Source organism: Gracilibacillus boraciitolerans JCM 21714 (assembly GCF_000521485.1).
Lineage (GTDB): Bacteria > Bacillota > Bacilli > Bacillales > Amphibacillaceae > Gracilibacillus > Gracilibacillus boraciitolerans.
In genome coordinates this window covers 13,901-33,231 of the sequence record NZ_BAVS01000002.1, presented here as the reverse complement: position 1 = coordinate 33,231, position 19,331 = coordinate 13,901, and the positions used below count along the sequence as shown (strand labels likewise).

At 37.8% G+C, this 19,331-nt stretch carries 19 protein-coding genes and 3 pseudogenes; all 22 read right to left on the bottom strand.

Annotated features, from left to right (window positions below; genetic code table 11):
• Positions 1-43 precede the first annotated feature (43 nt).
• The 22 genes and pseudogenes from JCM21714_RS03330 to JCM21714_RS17980 all read right to left on the bottom strand — a co-directional run bounded on the left by JCM21714_RS03330 (position 44) and on the right by JCM21714_RS17980 (position 19,290).
• Complete coding sequence (locus JCM21714_RS03330) at positions 44-844, bottom strand: ATP-binding cassette domain-containing protein (protein WP_084040561.1); 801 nt, start codon at positions 842-844, stop codon at positions 44-46.
• A complete protein-coding gene (locus tag JCM21714_RS24645) occupies positions 822-1,193 on the bottom strand; it encodes an ABC transporter permease subunit (protein WP_439644443.1) in 372 nt (123 codons plus the stop codon). The genes JCM21714_RS03330 and JCM21714_RS24645 overlap by 23 nt, the downstream gene beginning before the upstream one ends.
• Positions 1,156-1,590, bottom strand: coding sequence for a hypothetical protein (locus tag JCM21714_RS24640; protein ID WP_439644442.1), 435 nt, complete (start codon positions 1,588-1,590; stop codon positions 1,156-1,158). The genes JCM21714_RS24645 and JCM21714_RS24640 overlap by 38 nt, the downstream gene beginning before the upstream one ends.
• Positions 1,591-1,627: 37 nt before the next feature.
• Positions 1,628-2,617: pseudogene (locus JCM21714_RS22690) on the bottom strand (ABC transporter permease).
• Between the two features lie 22 nt (positions 2,618-2,639).
• Entirely contained in the window at positions 2,640-3,020 is a 381-nt protein-coding gene (locus JCM21714_RS23580; protein WP_369403428.1) for a periplasmic substrate-binding domain-containing protein, read from the bottom strand.
• Positions 3,021-3,028: 8 nt separating this feature from the next.
• On the bottom strand, positions 3,029-4,090 hold the full coding sequence (locus JCM21714_RS03315; protein ID WP_369403427.1) for an ABC transporter substrate-binding protein: 1,062 nt from the start codon (positions 4,088-4,090) through the stop codon (positions 3,029-3,031).
• Positions 4,020-4,232 (bottom strand): hypothetical protein, encoded by a 213-nt coding sequence (locus JCM21714_RS23575; RefSeq protein ID WP_369403426.1) that lies wholly within the window; start codon positions 4,230-4,232, stop codon positions 4,020-4,022. Before JCM21714_RS23575 ends, JCM21714_RS03315 begins: the two co-directional genes overlap by 71 nt.
• A 152-nt stretch (positions 4,233-4,384) precedes the next feature.
• Positions 4,385-5,132, bottom strand: a pseudogene (gene larB / locus JCM21714_RS03310) (nickel pincer cofactor biosynthesis protein LarB).
• Between the two features lie 173 nt (positions 5,133-5,305).
• Positions 5,306-6,772 (bottom strand): gluconokinase, encoded by a 1,467-nt coding sequence (locus tag JCM21714_RS03305; protein ID WP_035721877.1) that lies wholly within the window; start codon positions 6,770-6,772, stop codon positions 5,306-5,308.
• 110 nt (positions 6,773-6,882) lie between these two features.
• Positions 6,883-7,682, bottom strand: a pseudogene (gene larE, locus JCM21714_RS03300) (ATP-dependent sacrificial sulfur transferase LarE).
• Positions 7,683-7,712: 30 nt separating this feature from the next.
• Positions 7,713-8,489, bottom strand: a complete 777-nt coding sequence (locus JCM21714_RS03295) for an SDR family oxidoreductase (RefSeq protein WP_035721982.1) — start codon at positions 8,487-8,489, stop codon at positions 7,713-7,715.
• A 19-nt stretch (positions 8,490-8,508) separates the two neighbouring features.
• Positions 8,509-9,780 carry a nickel pincer cofactor-dependent isomerase, group 22 gene (locus tag JCM21714_RS03290; protein WP_035721875.1) on the bottom strand — a complete coding sequence of 424 codons (1,272 nt, stop codon included), beginning with the start codon at positions 9,778-9,780 and terminating at the stop codon, positions 8,509-8,511.
• A gap of 83 nt (positions 9,781-9,863) precedes the next feature.
• Positions 9,864-10,787 carry an AEC family transporter gene (locus JCM21714_RS03285; RefSeq protein ID WP_035721873.1) on the bottom strand — a complete coding sequence of 308 codons (924 nt, stop codon included), beginning with the start codon at positions 10,785-10,787 and terminating at the stop codon, positions 9,864-9,866.
• A 128-nt stretch (positions 10,788-10,915) separates the two neighbouring features.
• The gene (locus tag JCM21714_RS03280) at positions 10,916-11,992 is read right to left on the bottom strand and encodes a Gfo/Idh/MocA family protein (RefSeq protein WP_035721872.1); all 1,077 of its coding nucleotides are present in this window, start codon (positions 11,990-11,992) and stop codon (positions 10,916-10,918) included.
• Between the two features lie 70 nt (positions 11,993-12,062).
• On the bottom strand, positions 12,063-12,896 hold the full coding sequence (locus JCM21714_RS03275; RefSeq protein WP_235182568.1) for a sugar phosphate isomerase/epimerase family protein: 834 nt from the start codon (positions 12,894-12,896) through the stop codon (positions 12,063-12,065).
• A 90-nt stretch (positions 12,897-12,986) separates the two neighbouring features.
• Positions 12,987-13,934: a Gfo/Idh/MocA family protein gene (locus tag JCM21714_RS03270; RefSeq protein ID WP_369403425.1), complete on the bottom strand. Its 948-nt coding sequence runs from the start codon at positions 13,932-13,934 to the stop codon at positions 12,987-12,989.
• 20 nt (positions 13,935-13,954) lie between these two features.
• Positions 13,955-15,109 (bottom strand): Gfo/Idh/MocA family protein, encoded by a 1,155-nt coding sequence (locus JCM21714_RS03265; protein ID WP_035721870.1) that lies wholly within the window; start codon positions 15,107-15,109, stop codon positions 13,955-13,957.
• A gap of 6 nt (positions 15,110-15,115) precedes the next feature.
• Positions 15,116-15,970, bottom strand: coding sequence for an AraC family transcriptional regulator (locus JCM21714_RS03260; RefSeq protein ID WP_052000352.1), 855 nt, complete (start codon positions 15,968-15,970; stop codon positions 15,116-15,118).
• 116 nt (positions 15,971-16,086) lie between these two features.
• Entirely contained in the window at positions 16,087-16,959 is an 873-nt protein-coding gene (locus tag JCM21714_RS03255) for a carbohydrate ABC transporter permease (protein ID WP_035721868.1), read from the bottom strand.
• Entirely contained in the window at positions 16,937-17,878 is a 942-nt protein-coding gene (locus JCM21714_RS03250; RefSeq protein ID WP_084040560.1) for a carbohydrate ABC transporter permease, read from the bottom strand. The genes JCM21714_RS03255 and JCM21714_RS03250 overlap by 23 nt, the downstream gene beginning before the upstream one ends.
• 66 nt (positions 17,879-17,944) lie before the next feature.
• Positions 17,945-19,132, bottom strand: coding sequence for an ABC transporter substrate-binding protein (locus JCM21714_RS03245; protein ID WP_148294955.1), 1,188 nt, complete (start codon positions 19,130-19,132; stop codon positions 17,945-17,947).
• Complete coding sequence (locus JCM21714_RS17980) at positions 19,096-19,290, bottom strand: hypothetical protein (protein WP_052000350.1); 195 nt, start codon at positions 19,288-19,290, stop codon at positions 19,096-19,098. The genes JCM21714_RS03245 and JCM21714_RS17980 overlap by 37 nt, the downstream gene beginning before the upstream one ends.
• Positions 19,291-19,331 lie beyond the last annotated feature (41 nt).

Here is a 19,331-nt window from a genome sequence, read left to right as displayed (position 1 = left end):
GATACTCCTTCTAAAAAGAGATTTTTCAGAGTGTCTTCCGCCGTTATCTCTCATTTATCTTCCTTAGTATATTCAGAGTTTTACATGGACAATTGGCATCGTGATAAAATTGATGTTGCGGTAATGAATTCCAAAGTTTCTTTGTGAATGGATGGTATAAGTTTTCACCGAACTCTTCAAAGTTGTCACAGTGGGTGACTTCGATAATTTTTCCTTTTTCCATTACAGCAATTCGATCCGCCAGATTTATTGCAACATCAAAGTCATGGGTAATCAGCAGCATCGATTTACCAGCCGATTGCACTTCTTTTAGTAAAGTTAACATTTCTGCTTTCGCTTCATCGTCTAAGCCTGGAGTTGGTTCATCCGCAATGATTACATCTGCAGAGCTGCCAAGAGCAATAGCTACTAAAATTCTTCGTGCTTGTCCACCTGACAACTCGAAAGGATAGCGACTAGCAATCTCTTTCTTTAGACCTAATCGACTTAACAACACTAACATTTTTTGTCGAGGATTGTTTCCTTGTATCAAACCTTGAATTTGCTTTCCTACAGTCATTAACGGGTCAAGTGCATCAATTGACTGTGGAATTAATGCAATTTGACTTCCTCGATCTACAGGTGTAATAGGCAGATCTCGAAAAAGTATCGTTCCTTCTTGTTGTAAATTATCAGGTAAAAGCTGAAAGATAGCTTGCGTAATTAAACTTTTCCCTGAACCACTCGCACCAACCAATGCAACTATTTCTCCATCATTTATTGTTAAATCAATAGCATCTAATAGTGGAAGATTACTAGTTTTGTGAAAAATCGACAACTTATTAATGCTTAACATGTCGTTCATATGATCGATCCCTTTCTAAGTAGTTTTTGAATGAAGAAGCAAAACCTTGAAAGATAATAATCATTACTAAAAGGACCGCCCCTGGAAAGAATGCTAACCACCACATACCACTCGATAGATACTGCATTGATTCTGATAAAATAATACCGATGGCAGGCTCTTCAGCAGACAAACCAAAACCTAAAAAGGTAATCGATGCCTCATGGAGAATCGCATGAGGAAATATTAACGTAAAGCCAACCATTATTTGTGGCAGTAGATGCGGTAAAAAGTGATGTCTCGCTCTCCACCAAAACCTTTTTCCAAATTGCTTAGACATCTGTACATATGGCATTTCCTGTAGCTGCATGATTTCCGCTCGCAGCACACGGGCAATCGATGGCCAATGTGTTAATATTAAGCCAATTGCAACCCCCTTTAAAACCGCCACCGAGAACGAATGATATTAAAATCAGAGTGACCAAATGTGGTAAACTTAAAAAGAGATCAATTAACCAGGTAACCAACTTATCTATTGATGGATGAATAGAAGCTGCAAAGCTGATTAATACTCCAAGAATGGTAGAAAGCACTGCCGTCACTAAACCAATACTTATACTTAATTGTAGTCCTTTTAACGTCCTTAGCAGCATATCCCGGCCAAGCCAATCTGTACCGAATAAGTGACTGAGTCTAGGTGATTGATTTATAGCTAATAAATTGATTTTGATCATAGTGGAATCAATCGAAAGCGAGATAATATACAAGCATAAAAAGAGCAAAAGTGAGAAAATCATCTTTTTTTCATGATCCTGTCCCCCCCCTTTTCCGTAAACGTGGATCAAGCAAATAGTAAAAAATATCGGCTATCCAGTTTCCGACAAAAACAAAACAGGCACTAATTAATACGATCGCCAAAAATAAGGGGATATCTCCCTGCAAACCTGCATCCACCACTGCTTGACCTAATCCGGGATAACTAAAGACCTGTTCGACCAAAATCGCACCGCCAAACAATTCCCCCCAAAAGACGCGAAATGAACCGAAATAGCTGGAAGCAGCATATTACGTAAGGCATGCCTTTTAAATAAATAAAAACCAGTAAAACCATTTGCTCGTGCTTGCAGGATAAAAGGGGGGGTTTGTAGTATATCCAGCAATTTTTCTCTCGTATGTAAACAGACATTAGCAACACCTATGAGGCTTAAGGTGATAGCTGGTAAAATTGCATGATACATTTTGTCACCTATCGTAATTTCTGAAGCTGTTACTCCAATCGGTGCACTCAATCCTGTCGGAAAAACTCCTAACCAAACAGAAAATACCATTAACAGCAATAATCCTAACCAAAAACCTGGTGTCGACAATAACAAATAACAATATCCTTTAATTAACCGGTCAAGTACGGAACCTCTTTTCATTGCTGCAATTGAACCTAATCCGATTCCAACTAAACCAGACAAGACCCATGACATTCCAATTAAAAGAATCGATGAGAAAAACCGATCGGCAATAACATCAATAACAGGCAGACGATAAATGAAGGAAGTACCAAAATCACCAGTAAGAAGGCTTGTAATCCAATGAAAGTACTGAATATAAATGGATTGATTTAATCCCCCAATACGCTTCAATCAGCTCTCGCTGTTCTGCACTAACCAGTAACATATCTGCGCCAATGTAAGCCCTAATTGGATCGATCGGAGACATACTCACGAGTATAAAAGTAAGGAGACTTACTACAAAGAGCAAGGTGATTAAACGAAAAAATTTCAAGAAAATGAAGCGTGCCATTACTATAAGTCTCCTTTATCTTTTAATCTACTTTTTCCCATTCTGTGATAAAATCTGTGATTGGCCAGCCATGCCCATGAGGTTGGACTTTTTGTTTTCCAATATCGATATTTTCATTCACATAATAGATATGATTTAGGTTCACTAGCCATACCCACGGTGCATCGCCAAGCATACTCATACCGGTTGTTCCATCCCACTGTGCCTTTTGCCAAAATTGATTTGCTTCTTTCTCGGAAGTTGCATGCATAGCTTGTTCTAAATAGTCATCCACCTGCTGATTTTGATAATAATTGGCATTATAGTAATCAATACCCTTCATATTAGAACGATATAAGGAGTAGAGTTCGATCGGATTATGACTGCCCCCCCACCCCCCCATCATCACAGGATTTGCATGCATTTGACGTTCTATTTCATTCCAGCTGCACCTTTTGTACTTATTTCTATTCCAAATTTTGTCATCATATCTGCAAACACCAAAGATAAGGCTTGGCGCATTTGGTCTCCAGAAGGATAATACAATGTTAAACTAGCTTTTTGACCATTTTTTTCAAATATATGATCTGCTCCACGCTGCCAGCCAGCATCCGTTAAAATCTGTTCTGCTTTTGCCTGGTTATTATCTTCGATTGCTATATCCGAATTACCCCATGGAAGCCCATCGACACTAGAATACGCCACCGTTCCCTCTCCATGCAATACTCCTTCAACTATTGCATCGCGATCTACAGCAACATTCATTGCCTTTCGTATCGCAATATCGGAAGTCACTGCATTTCCAATCGGCTCGCCGTCTTCATTAAAACCTGGACTCGGATAAGGCAACATTACCCCGCGATTATCAACACTCTCGAAGGATAAACGTTTCATTCCATCAATTTCCTGATCTGAAAAAGTAATCGGAATTGATAAGACATCAACTTGTCCTGCTTTGGCAGCTGCAAGTGCCTGATCTTCTCCTACAAACAAAAAGGTTAACCTCTCAAAAACAGGTGAGTCCCCGTAATAATAAGGATTTCGTTCGACAATCAATTGTTCTCCTTTACGCCATTCCACAAACTGATAGGGACCGGAACCAATCGGCTGTTCTGCATAATGATTATCATAAGCATGTTCCGGCACGATGCCTAATGTTTGTAAGGTATATAAAAAAGTGGACTGCGGCTCTTTTAAATAAAAGGTTATTTGATTTTTATCTGTTTTCTCTACTTTTTCTAAATTAGTTAAATCCACAGTTGACTGAGCATTTTTTGCTGTTTCGTATGTGAAAATCACGTCGTCTACCGTTAATTCCTGTCCATCTGAGAATGAAACATCTTCGCGAATGGAGACGACCCAAATTTGTGCATCATTGGAAACATGATATTCAGTTGCTAAATCATAGCTTACTTCCAGATCCTTATTCTGACTTAAAAGCGTACTTTGAAATAAAGGAGATCCATATCTTCCCCCATCCTGTTGTCGGATCAAATCCATTCTCCGGTTCGCCACCGATTGCTAACGTTAACTGATCTTGATTTTGAGATTTCGCATTAGTAGACAGCGTTTTTTCATTACAACCTACTAATATACTAGTGATTAATACTAGTATTATAAAAATATATTTTTTCAATTTCAATGACTCCTATCATTTTCTAAAATAACTCTATTTATTATAACATGAGAGAATAAGTTACGTATAATGCTCAACAGTCTTTTAATTCATATCGAAAAACGATTAAAAAGAAAGGAGACCGAAAAGTGATTTTCGACCTCCTTGTTTTGTTATTCTTTATTAGAATCCGCAATACGTTGAATAATCACCGCGTTGTACGCAGCTCCAAAACCGTTATCAATGTTTACAACACTGATTCCAGACGCACAGGAATTCAACATCGTTAACAGTGCTGATAATCCTTGGAAATTAGCACCATATCCAACACTAGTCGGAACTGCGATAATAGGATGTGATACTAAACCGCCAACTACACTTGGCAGTGCACCTTCCATTCCGGCAATAACGACAGAAACGGTTGCTTCTCGGATTTCATCGATATGTGCGAATAACCGATGAATTCCTGCAACACCTACATCATAAAACCGTCTTACTTCCACATTAAAAGCTTCTGCTGTTTTTGCCGCTTCTTCAGCAACTGACAAATCCGAAGTACCAGCGCAAACAATCGCAACGTAACCCTTTGAAATGACATTATCCTCACTATTTTCATGAAAGTGTACGACTTATATGATCATAATTAAAGTTTGGCAATACTTGAACGACAGCTTCTGCTTTTTCTGAGTTAATTCGAGTTACTAATATATTATCATTCTTTTTCATCATTGCCCGGGAAATATCGATAATATGTGACGCTTCCTTGCCTTCACCGAAGATAACTTCAGGAAATCCCTGTCGCTTTTTCCGATGATGATCTACCTTCGCAAACCCTAGGTTCTCAAAAGTCGCTAATTCTTTTTGTGCGTCCTCTGGAGATAGTTCGCCATTTGCAACTTTTTTTAATACTTCTTCTAACATTTGATCACATCCAAAAAATAGATGCACATAATACTATGACATCAGATTTATTGGCCACTTTTAAACCTTTTATGGCCACTTTCTGCATTTTTATGGTCACTTTTGATATCTTTATGGCCACTTTATGAGGTTTTATGGCCACTTTTCAGCATTTAATGGCCACTTACCTTATTTTAAAAATATTTTTCAATATCCTTAGCTAATTGTTGATACTTTGCAAAAATTGCATTGTATTTTTGGTGATTCTCTAAATTTGGTTTGATCACTTGATCAATTGGAATATTATCTTTGATTTGCTCGAAGGATTCCACTCTGTTAATCGCAACCAGCGCTGTCCAGCTTGCTCCCCCCCAGGCTGCCGCATGATGCGTCTCCGCTAACTGGATTTCCTGTCCAAACACATCTGCTAAGATCTGCACCCAAAGTGGTGATTTGGTTAATCCACCATTAACGGAAATAGTAGTTGGTTTTCCGGCGATTTCTTCAAGTGATTGGCCAATTTGATAGATGTTAAACACAATACCCTCTAATACCGCTCTGACTAATTGTGGTCTTCGATGTGTCACACTTAAACCATAGAAATTGCCTCGAGCCTTTTGATTCCATACAGGAGCACGTTCACCATTTACATATGGAACAAAAAGTAAACCATCTGACCCAATTTCTACATCTTCTGAGCCTTGCAAAAATTGCTCATGTGTTCCTTCGTATTCCATCATATCCTTTAGCCATTGTAACGCAATGCCACCGTTATTCGTTGGCCCACCAATAATGGATGTATCCTTGGTAAATGCATAGCTGAAGGTTTCTCCATTATCATTGACATGCTGACCGGAAATCAGTTGCCTTATTGCTCCACTCGTACCAACCGTAACCGCTACCTCGCCAGGTTTAATCGCGCCATTACCGAGATTTGCTAATTGGCCATCCGCTGCACCAATAACAAAAGGAGTTTGCTCTGGCCAACCAACTTCATCGATAATTTCTGATTGCAGACCATCTATAATTTCAGTTGGTGGAACAATTTTAGATAACTGAGAACGCTCGACTCCAGCTAAAGCCAATGCTTCTTCTTCCCAATCGAGAGATTTCACATTCATTAAACCAGTTGCTGAAGCCATCGAATAATCGATCACACGTTTTCCTGTCCATTTATAGATTAAATATTCCTTAAGTGACATAAAATATGTAGCTTGCTGATAGGCTTGATAGTCATTTTCTTTCATCCACATCAATTTTAATAAAGGAGACATCGGATGAATTGGTGTTCCTGTTTTACTGTACACACTTTTTTTAATTTTAGGATCCAATTTTTCTACTAGATCACTGCTTCTCCCATCAGACCAAATTGCCATATCTGATAATGCATTCCCTTTATCATCAACACAAATCAGTGAATGCATTGCACATGAAATACCTACTGCCAATACATTTTGCTTATTCGTTACTGTAAAAATTTCCTTTAATACGTTTCTTGTGCTTTTTTCAATTTCATCTGGATTTTGTTCCACAAAGGAAGCTTGTGGGTAATAGGTTTCGATTAATTGTTCTGTTTCATTTACTACATTTCCTTTAAGATCAAAAGCTACTGCTTTTACACTAGTTGTTCCAAAGTCTAATCCAATCACTACTTCACTCATAATATCCCCCCTTCTCCAATAGCTGAAAAGCCTTGGAAATATCCAAAGCTTTTCAATACCATAACTATCATAACATATGATAGTGTATTGTGATGGAAGGAAGCCACACATTACGATAATGCTCGGTTCATGCTACCACTTTTATATCCTACTAAATCCATCGTAACAAATGTATAACCATAGCTCTGCAATTTTTCGGTTATCCGTCCATGATTGGCAAGTAATTTTTGCATATCTTGTGGCTCAACTTCAATACGTGCAATATCGTCATGAGTACGAACTCTCACCTGACGTATTCCAATTGTTTTCAAAAAGGCTTCCGATTTATCTACTTTTGTCAATTTTGCTTTTGTGATCGTTTCCCCATATGCTATTCGGGAGGATAAACAAGCGAATGAGGTTTATCCCAGGTTGGCAAACCTGCTTTTTTCGATAATTCACGTATTTCCTCTTTATACATATCAGCTTCTGCTAGAGGTCCACGTACACCTTGTTCTTTAGCAGCGCGCATTCCTGGACGATATTCATTCATATCGTCGGCAATCACACCGTAAACGATATTTTCAAAGCCTTTTTCTCTCATAATCGGTACCAAATGATCAAATAAACTATTCTTGCAGAAATAACAACGGTTTCGATCGTTTTCTGTATAGCCTGGTATTGCTAGTTCACTTGTTTCAATAACTTGATGTCTTGCACCAATATGTTCTGCTAAACGTTTCGCTTCTTCTAACTCACTTGATGGGTAGGTTTCTGAATCCGCTGTCACTGCAAGAACATTGTCAACACCCAACGTATGAACCGCTACATGTAACAAATAGGTACTATCGACACCACCCGAAAAAGCAACAACTACTTTTTTCATATCCTGGAGAATAGAAACTAACGTCTCGTATTTTTGGTTACTCATTTTCTATCTCCTTCCTTATATAAATATAAATTAGATTGTCATACTTCCAAATCCACCGTCGACTCGAAGTAATTCGCCTGTCACAAATCCACTTGCCTTATCAGATGCTAAATAGATGGTAGCACCCTGTAATTCTTCAGGATCACCGAAGCGATTCATTGGTGTATGGCTCATGATCGAATCCACGCGATCCTCACTTAAAATTTTTCGATTTTGTTCTGCAGGAAAAAATCCTGGAATAATAGCGTTTACACGAATATTATGGGGGGGCGCAAATTCACGTGCAAGATATTGAGTCACACTATTTATCGCTGCTTTAGAAGCAGAATAAGTAAACACTTTAGATAACGGTGTAGTAGACGAAACAGATGAAATATTAATAATACTGCCACTACGCTTTTGCTCTACCATTTTCTTTGCAAAAATTTGGGTAGCAAACACAATCCCTCTTAAATTAACATCCATGATTTTGTCCCATTCTTCCGTTTCTAATTCTAAGAATGGCGTTGTGCTATTCATACCGGGTGCATTAAGAAGAATATCCCATCCTCCAGACCATGCTTCAATTTCTTTTGCGGCATTCTCTACTGTAGCAAGCTCACTAACATCAGCTTGAAATGCTTTTGCTTCCCCCCCACCAGCAGCCAAAATCTCTTTGACAACTGCTTCTGCTGTGTGTATATTTCTACCAACAATCGCAACCTTAGCACCATGCTCTGCTAAACTTTTAGACATGGAACTGCCAAGTGTACTGTTTCCTCCTAGCGCAACTGCTACTTTTCCAGTTAAATCAAATAGTTTACTCATCGTTATTTCCCCTTTCATTTTATTGTAAATTTCCTTCTTTATCAAAGGACAAGTTATATAAATCTGATATTTTTTCTAATCTATCATGTTTTTCTACGTCGTCTAACATATTTTCTGAAACTTCAATTTCTCCAATTTCTAATGTGTTTTTGATTCTAACCACTCTTGCTTTCGTAAAATCTAATATATTACACGTTTTAATCGCTGCCTGAATCGCTGTTTCTTCTGTAGGCATTGCTGTCGAAATATGGGTCGGTCCTACAACAGTTGAGGTTAAACCATTGGCATAGGTTGATTCGCGATTCATTTTGTCAACTAACTTCTGAGTAGTAAAATCCGCAGCACCAACTCCATTTGCGTTACCTTCCGTTGCTTCCGTTAAATCTAATACGACCATTTTGGTTACCTCTGGCCCTCCATAGGCATATGGAGTAGGATAACGTCCAGTAATATTGGGATCCATGCCATCTCCACTAATGTTCTTACCAATCTCATCAATCACTAACACATCAATTTGATCAAAAAAGAGCTTTGGTAAAGATTTTTTAGCTAATTCTTGTAAGTCAGGTTCTTTTTCTTCAATTTCTTCTGGTAGTAATACTTCAATTTTAGCCACTTTATCGAATGCATTTTCAACCGTAGCCACTGCAAAAAGAATTGGCATTTTATCAATAATTATTTTTCCCATAGCAGGTACATGCTCTGCCATATGTTTAAAGCCTAATTGATGACAAGCTTCTGCACCTTTTTGTTTCCCTAATCCAATACTGATCATTTTCATAATGCCACTTTCATATGGTCCTCGAAATGCTGTATGCGGTTTTACTCGATTGATCACAACAATTCCATCTGCTTCAGAAGCAATCTTATCGACATAAACAGGTAAACCATTATCTAACTGATCAATTTGGATCACTTCCATAGAGGAACGAATCTCTGCACCAACTACTTCTTCTTTGACACCAAGGTGTTCTAGCACTGCTTTTTGGCCTGGTCCAGTGGCACCACCATGACTCCCCCCCATACAAGGGACAATAAAGGGTTCCGCTCCGTGTTCTTTTAAAAAGGCAATCGTTACTTTTGTCGTTTCAACTAATCGATCAAGACCACGGCTTCCGACAGCGACAGCGACTGCCATTCCTGGTTTAATTTGACTATCTATTTGCTTTAGATTCAATTGATCATAAAGCTCTTTACCTAAATCCTCCACTTTTTGATCATCAAAAGATTGCTTAACTTTTATCATTTTTGGAATCGGTATATCTTGTACTAACTCATGTAAAATACTCAATCTATTCACTCCTTTAAATATAATACTTACTATTTAATCTGTTATAAACAGTATATCATTAATTTGTTTGGCGGACAAATTAATTAAAACAAAAGTTTTGCGATATACACTACAATGGTGACAGTTAGCATACTCGCTACTGTTGAAAACAATACGGTTTGTGCAGCAAGGTCTGGGTGACTTTTATATTCTTCTGCAATAACAGCGCTGTTAACAGAAGTTGGCATTGCGGATGCAATAAATAAAGCTTGCGCCATAATATCCTCAAGTTGGAAAATGACAATGATACATAGTGCCAGAATTGGTCCACCAATTAAACGCAAAACAACACTAGCATATACAGTGTATAACCCTTTTTTAAATTTCATTTTGGCAACCTGAGCACCTAATGTCATTAATGCGATAGCAATCATAGCATCAGCAATATAATTTGCCGGGATCCAAATTGGTTCTGGAATAGGCACGTTCCAAGCGTTTAATAACACACCTGACAGCATTGCATATAGAACAGGCATTTTAAAATAACCTAATGCCGCCTTCCATCTTCCTTCCTTGGCAGCTCTTAAGGAAAATATCCCATAGGAAAAAAGAAAAATATTTTGCAACGTAAGTACAATCACCTGGATTGACATTGCGAATGGATCGCCACGAAATACTAAATCATTAACGGGTACGCCATAGTTACCAGAATTGAAGAACATGACACTATTCGCAAACGTCGTCTTCTTTCCACCACGGATCTTCATGATATATGCTGTTATGAGAGCGAGTATATATAATAAAAATACAAGTAACAAAAAGAATGTTAGTACATACAAAAATAATTTTAAACCAAAAGTAGCTTCATATAATTTCACAAAAATAAAGCCAGGTACTAGAAAATAAATGTTCAATTTAGCTAATGTAGCTAAATCCAAAGTGAATCTCTTGTAAAGGAAGTAACCAATTGCCATTAATATAAAAATTGGGAGAATTATATCCTTGAAGATGACCAAAAATTCTACCAAGCTTCTCACTCCCTTAATAACAACGTTGTTATTTTTATTTTATCATATAATTATTTAAAAAGAAACTCATCCAGTTATAATGTCAGAAAAGCTGCATTCTGATTATGAAATGCAGCTTTTCCATGGATTTACTGTGTTACATTTAATGCCTTATCTTGTGCTTGCAAACATAACTCTGCTGCTTTAAACGCATGTCTTTGAGTCATTGCATTTTCTGTCCGGTTGATACAATCAAGTATTAGATCACCAAAGAATGGGAACCCGACTTTACCTGTGAGATCAAAATGCTTTTCACCTTCTTGATTTACAAGATAAAGTTGATTTCCCCCTTTGTCTGTTGCCAAATCTACATACTTCCTAATTTCAATTGTACCTTCCGTGCCAACAATAAATGTACGTCCGTCTCCCCAAGTACTCAAACCGTCTGGAGTAAACCAATCAACACGGAAAAATTGAGTGGCTCCATTTTCACCCTTTAATGTAGCATCCCCATAGTCATCTAACTCTGGATAAGCAGGATGCCCATAATTACCGATCTTACTATGAAGGACTTCCGCTTCTTTGCTATTCGTATAGAATAAAAATTGTTCAATTTGATGGCTTCCAATGTCACAAAGAATGCCACCATATTTTTCTTTTTCAAAAAACCAGTTAGGTCGACTGGGAGCATTTAATCGATGTGGTCCAAATCCTGTAACCTGGATTACTTTACCAATGGCACCTTCATTAATTAATTGCCCGGCAAAAATAGCACTTTCCACATGTAGTCGCTCACTGAAATAAACCATATATTTTTGACCCGTTTCTTCTACTACTTTTTTCGATTCCTCTAGTTGAGCGATGGTCGTAAATGGCGTTTTATCGGTAAAATAATCTTTACCAGCTCTCATCACCTTATTTCCTAATGCACTGCGTTCGGATGGAATAGCTGCTGCAGCTACTAATTTCACTTCTTCATCTTCTAAAACTTGTTCTAACGATTCTGCCTGTTTTGCTTGAGGGAACTTTTCGATAAATCCATCTACTTTGGCTTGATCAGGATCATATACCCACTTTAAAGTGGCACCAGCTTCCAATAATCCATTACACTGACCAAAAATATGACCATGGTCCAGACCTACTGCCGCAAAAACAAATTCCCCTTCTTTCACCACTGGATTTGGTTTACCTTTCGGCGCATAGTTCATACCATCTGCTTTGTTCACAAATCTCCACTCCTTTTTTTTCTATATATAATCTATCATTTTTTGTAAGGGTTTTCAACTTATTATCCAATTAAAACCAATCTGCATAACCCATTTTCCTTAGATTTTCTGCTGAATCATATAAACAGTCAAATGGGTCACGTCCATAGGTATCATCCTGTTCAATCAGAAAATACTTCGCGCCTGCCTCCAGGCTTGCTTCCATGATCGCTGGCATATTAAGATTACCCTCCCCCCCTACCTCAGCAAATTCTATTAAATTGACAAACTTATTAAAAAAGTTACCCATATCCTTTAAATCTTCTTCTGTTACATCTAAATTCCCAATTCGATAGTCTTTTAAGTGAATGAGTGAAACACGATCTTTATATTGCTTGATAAAACTTACTGGATCAACACCGGCTCGATGAATCCAGTGTACATCTAACTCAAAGCCAAGCTGACTTGTGTTTTCTTTCATGATATCCAATAAAAATTTACCATCGAAACGCTGGAATTCAATATGATGCGTATGATAATACAGTTTTATACCTTCTTCTGTTAGACGTTTTGCTGTATTTTCTGCTCGATCAATGAATTCTAAGATTTGCTCTTTATCTCCCATAATAGAAAATGGCAGCATTCCAATACGGATAAAATTACAATTCAATGCCTTACAATCTGCTATAATTTTGTCGTAATCATCACGCAAGTTTTCTTGTATTTGCCCAGGCATCATTGGTTCTAAAGGTGCTGTGATTGCGGTAATATCTATTCCAAAATCATCACTGGCCTGCTTGATCTCTTTGACATTTTCTGTTGTCATTGGGATTTGTGAAACTTCCACGGAGTGAAAGCCGAGCTCATGAATCTTTTTCATCGTTTCATAGGCACCGATCTCTTCTACCTTACCTTTCAACATCATCATTTGAACCCCCTATTTGCCCTTTTATCACTGTAAAACCCCCCATTTTTATGCTTTCTTTAGCTTCAGATGATTGTCGGATAAGTTCGATCATTTCCATGGAATTTGGGCATCTTTTGCATGGATATAGTCATTTCCATCTTGCTTAATCTGATCATAGAAATGATGTATTAATTTCATATGACTAGCACCATAATAAAATTTTGATCCTGGTAACTTTTCATCTTCTACTAACTTCACCTTTTCTCCCTCATTATTTGTCATCGTTAAAATACTGTCTTTAATAGTTAACTCGGCACTTTCTAATATCACTTGAAACTCAACTGAAGAATTCTGCGCATTTGCAACCGTAGCAAAAAATAATCCCGTTGCACCATTTTTAAATTGGATCCGAGCTGTTGCTGTGTCTTCGACATCATATCCATAGTTTAATAAGCGGTCAACAGAACCACGAATAGTATCTATTTCACCACCAAAATATTGTATTAAATCAAGTGTATGAATGGACTGATTAATCATTACACCACCGCCGGCTGTTTTCATCGATGCCCTCCAAGGTTTTGTTTCGTAATAAGATTTTGGGCGATGCCACGCCACCATTCCTTTTAATCCTGTAACCTTTCCATATCTTCCACTGGAAATAATCTTTGCTAGTTCAGCTACTGTATCATTTAAACGATTTTGTAAGCTCACACAAATTTTTACATGAAGATTTTCTTCTTCCAATCGCACAATGGCACGGCTATCTGCTAAATCATGTGCCAACGGTTTTTCGAGAAAAACATGTATTCCTTTCTCCACTGCCGCTTTTGTCGCAGGAAAATGAAGATGATGTGGCAAACAAATATGTACACAGTCCATTTCAACTTCCTCTAGCATCTGATGATAATCAGTGTAACAGGATTGATTAACCGGTTCTTTATCGTCTATATTTCTGTCACAGACTGCTACAAGTTGAACATTCGGGTTTTGCTTGATGGCTGCCAGATGAATCTTCGAAATATCTCCAAGACCAATTACTGCTATTTTTAACACCATATTTCACCATTCCCTGCTGATTAGGATTCCTTCTCTTGATTACGTCGTCTATTTAATTCCTCCAGATATAATTCTTCATCTATTGGTAAGCTAACTTCCTTGTTTAACCAGCTCGATAAATGCATGGCATTCGCTAACTCTACACCATTAATACCATCTGACCCAGGTGCAATTAGTGGTGTGTTATCGATAATGTTAGCAGCAAAGTTTTCCAAAACAGCAACATGCTGCCCACCCCCCCAAACACTTTCGAATTCTAATACTTCTTCTTGATAGATGGATCCAGGTCCCTCACCTTGGAATAATTTCGCCACCTCTTGCATCGACATCTTGTCGCTCATTTCTTTTTCTGGTGTGTGAAGACGCTTAATGGTTACTTTCTTACTATCAACCACAACGATTTTTCCTTTATCACCGTGAATTTCTAAGCGATCGGTACCCATAATATCGTGTGTACAAGTAATAAACACACCCGTTGCACCATTACCATAATCAAGTATTGTCGTTACATCATCTTCCACCGGAATATTGCGCTGATAGCCGTATTGTGCCTTTGTATATACTTTTTCTGGCATACCACAAATCCATTGTAGTAAATCAATTTGATGTGGTGCTTGATTGACAAGGACACCGCCACCTTCACCGTCCCAAGTTGCTCTCCAAGAACCAGCATCATAATAACCTTGTGGACGCCACCATGTCGTAATAAGCCAATTTGTTCGACGAATGGTGCCAATTTCCCCCCCATTATCTATGATTTCTTTTACTTTCCGGTAAAGTTCATTCGTCCGTTGGTTAAACATAATAGCATAGGTAAGGTTTGGTTTCGTTGCTGCAAAGTCATTTATTTCTTTGACTTGCTTCGTATACACACCTGCTGGCTTTTCCAGTAAGGCATGAACATCACGCTTTAACGCTTCGATTCCCATCTCTGGATGTAAATAATGTGGAACACACGTTACGATAGCATCAACATTACCACTTTCTAGCATGTCGATATAGTTATCATAGAATGGTACACCTGAGAATTCTTCATCTGCTCTTTTTTTCTTTTCGGGATCATTATCACATATAGCACCGATTTCCATATTACTTACACGAGCCTCTTTGATAAAATTACCATATGCTCCACCTTGTTGTCCTAATCCGATAATTCCTAATTTTACTTTTGCCATTATTCTTCACTCCCTTTTATATATTTCAAGGCGCTTCTGTCGATAGTTTCTAGCCGTCATTCCAACGTTCGCCTTGAAAAAACGGCTAAAGTGTGAAACGCTTTCAAATCCGCACTCATCTGCTATTTGCTGCAAGCTTTTCTTTTCATCTACTTCCAATAGAAACTTTACTTGCCTGAGACGAGTTGCCATCACATACTCCATAATGGTGTACCCTGTCATTTCCTTAAATACATGTGAGACATACGATTTGCTAACATTTAGTTCAGATGCTATTCGTTCAATGGAGAGTCGTTCGTGATAATGTTCTTGTATAAAGGAAGCGATATTTTCTGCATGGTGTGCTTTATCGTTTTTTTCCGTCACTGCCTTCTGAGAGGAAGTTAGTCCTAGCCGGTTAACGTAAATCAATAACTGAGTCAAATACGTTTTTAATTGCCATTCCTGTTCATGCGTTGCTATTGACATATCGTTTTTTACTTTACTCATTTTTTTGAAAATGGCTTCAACTTCCATACTTGCATCTCGATCCACTGGACGGATCAAACAGTGATGCAACCGACGAAATACATCTAATAAACTGGTAGCACCCAAAGCTTGTAATACAGGCAACATTACATCTGGAGAAAAATGGACATGACTTCTAACATATTCACTGTTTTGCGGTAAATTGGGTTTATGCAGTGCAAGCCCATCCATTAATAAAATGTCTCCAGGATGCAGGTCATAAATTTGATTATCGATCAAATACCGACATGTACCCTGATGGAATAAATAAATTTCATACTCCTGATGTGAATGTGCTTTCACTTCTCCAAATTGACCCTGTAAACGATAATTCACCATTAGTTCTCGATTCATCTTTAATCACCTTCATCATTTACTCTTTTATTCTATTGTAAACGACAGGATAAGAAAATAACTAATATTGCTCTATTTATTTTATTTTTTGACTGAGAGTGCACATCTTCTAAGCATTAGCCTTTTACACTTCCTGCTGTAATTCCTTCTACTAAATACTTTTGAAAAAACAAAAATACAAGCAACTGAGGTATAATGGAAGCAACACTCATCGCGAACATTGGCCCCCATGCTGAAACAGATGATGGGTCTGAGAACATCTGCAGACCTAGGGCAACCGTGTATAATTTGGTATCATTTAAATAAACTAATGGAGTCATAAAGTCATCCCATGTCCAATAAAAGGAGAAAATAGCAACGGTTGCAATCGCTGGTGTTGTCAAAGGTAATATGATTCTCCAAAAGATCGCAAACGTACTAGCACCATCCATATAAGCAGCTTCATCTAACTCTCTAGGAATCCCTCTAATAAACTGAATCATTAAAAAGATAAAAAACGGGATACCACCTATAAAAGCTGGCACAATTAAAGGTAAATACGTATTGACCCATCCCAAATTATGAAAAAGGATATATTGCGGAATTAATGTTACCTGTTGTGGTAACATTAGCGTTACGATCATACAAACAAACAATGGTGTACGAAAACGAAACTTCACTCTCGCAAAACCAAATGCCACTAATGTAGAAGAAAAAATAGTTCCAATTACGACCATAGTAGTCACAAATGTAGAGTTTAAAAAGAAGGTAGCAAAGCTAAGATCTCCAAACCCTTCCCAGCCTCTTGCATAGTTTCCCCCCCATTTCCATTCAGAAGGTATTAATGAAGCGGCGTTTCTAAAAATTTCATTTTCTGCTTTCAATGAACTAGCAATCGTCCATAAAATCGGGTAAATCATTAATAATCCTATCACCCATATGGATCCATGATATACAAGTGTTCGAAGTGATTTATTTTTTTCATCATTAATTCCCTCCTTCCGATTCATAGTGAACCCAGCTTTTAGCGGTTCTAAATATAAATGCAGTGAATAGTCCACAAATTATCAGTAAAATCCACGCTAGCGCAGAGGCATAGCCCATGTCAAAGTGAGCAAATGCTTTCTCATATAAATAAACAGCGTAGAATAAAGTATTATCCATTGGCCCACCATTTGTGATTAAAAAACTTTGTGTAAATGCCATAAAACCTTGGATCGTTTGCATCACTAGATTAAAAAAGATAACAGGAGATAACATGGGTAATGTAATCTTAATAAATTGCAAAAACGGATTCGCTCCATCAACAGAAGCAGCTTCATACAATTCATATGGTATCGCTTTTAATCCTGCCAAGAATATTAACATTGGCGATCCAAATTGCCATATTACCAATAAAATTAGTGTTGATAATGCAAAATCAGGACTTGTTACCCAACTCGTAGTTGGTATGCCAAAAATGGCTAATATGTCGTTTACTGCACCATCTCGGCCAAATAGTTGTTTCCAGACTACAGCAATCGCAACACTTCCTCCAAGAATCGATGGTACGTAATAAAGTGTACGGTATACGCCGACACCTCGACGCTTTGTATTAAATAGCATTGCCACAAACAAGGCAAAGGCTAACTTTAACGGAACACTTCCAAATACAAAAACAAGTGTGACACGAATTGCCTTCCAAAAACGATCATCATTTGTAAACATATTGATGTAATTATCTAATCCTATCCAGCTCGGGGGGGCAGATAATAAATCGTAATTGGTAAATGAAAAATATAATGATGCGATCATTGGACCTATAATAAAGCTTAAGAAGCCAATTAGCCATGGTGCAATAAATGCAAACCCTATTAAATCCAATCTAAATTGACTACGTAATTTTCCTGTGTTTTTCCTTTGGTTTAATTCATTTATTTCTTCAGCCATCCCCCCCAACACCTCCAGTAATTAAAGCAATCAGAAGCCACCTTAAAGATGGCCTCTTTTTGCAATTTATTCATTTTTCGCTAGTATTTCTGATGCTTTTTCTCTGAAATTAGCCGCTGCTTCCTCTGGAGTTATTTCTCCATAATGAATCGGATCTTGTACTTCATTTTCGAACAATGATTCAATTTCTGTTGCACCTTGTGGATCTGGCGGATCAATTTCACGGCTATATTCTTGCGCTAACTCTACATATTCAAACATTTTCTTTCCAGCATCTGATGCATTTTCTTTTAGATGCTCTCGCACAGCTGTTGCAATAGGTACACCACGTTCAGCATTTAAAATTTCATTCGCTTCGATACTATTGGTGAAAAAGCTGATAAATTTAGCTGCCTCTTCTTGTTGTTGTGAATCACTTGAAACCGATAAAAACTGACCTGGTTTAATATAATGACCTAATTCTCCGCCTTCTAGAGTTGGTTGAAGCATCAAGTCTAAAGGTCTACCTGCAGATGATTCTAATGCGATTAATTGATTACTGTGAATATCCATCGTAATAGCTGTCTCTTCGGTCACGATAGGAAATTGTTCAACATTTGCATCTGCATCCATAAATACTTCTGGTGGTGCTGCTCCACCTGATTCCAACATATCTACTGTAACCTGTAAATAATCTTCTAATATTTGATCGTCCTCATATCCTAATTTAGTTCCATCATCACTATATAACCATTGACCATTTTGTCTTAGATAATGTTTAAAGCCCATTACACCGGCCATTGGGTGCACACCATAAACACCATCCCCCCCAAGATTTTCTGACAGTTTCGCTGCAGCTTGCTTTAAATCTTCATACGTATAACCAGGTTCAAATGGTTCAACTCCTGCCTTTTCAAACATCGCATTATCTACCGCTATCGCATGGGCATTTGCTCCAATATTAACAGCAAATAATTGATCATCGATATACCCACCGCCAACATACGTATCTTCAACATCACTTAAATCAAGAGCACCACTCTCCACATGCCCACTTAGATCTGCTAATAAATCTTTGCCTACATACTCTGCTAAATATTTATAATCCATTTGGACGATATCAGGGAGATTTTCACCTGCTGCTTGTGTTGCCATTTTTTCCCAATATCCATCCCATCCAGTAAATTCCGCTGAAATCTCTACTTTCGGATTTTCTTCCATGTATAAATCGATTACTTCTAATGTACGATCATGTCGATCTTGTGAACCCCCCACCACAGCATTCTTAATTCAACTTTATCTGCGCCTGATTCTGACTCATCGGCAGCACTATCTGATCCAGAAGAATCGCTATCAGAGCTACAAGCTACTAAAATACTGATAAACAAAAATAATACCGCCATGAACATTCCGTTTTTCCAAATTCGTTGCATCTTAAAATCTCCCCCCCTTTTCTTTTAATATATCTAAAACA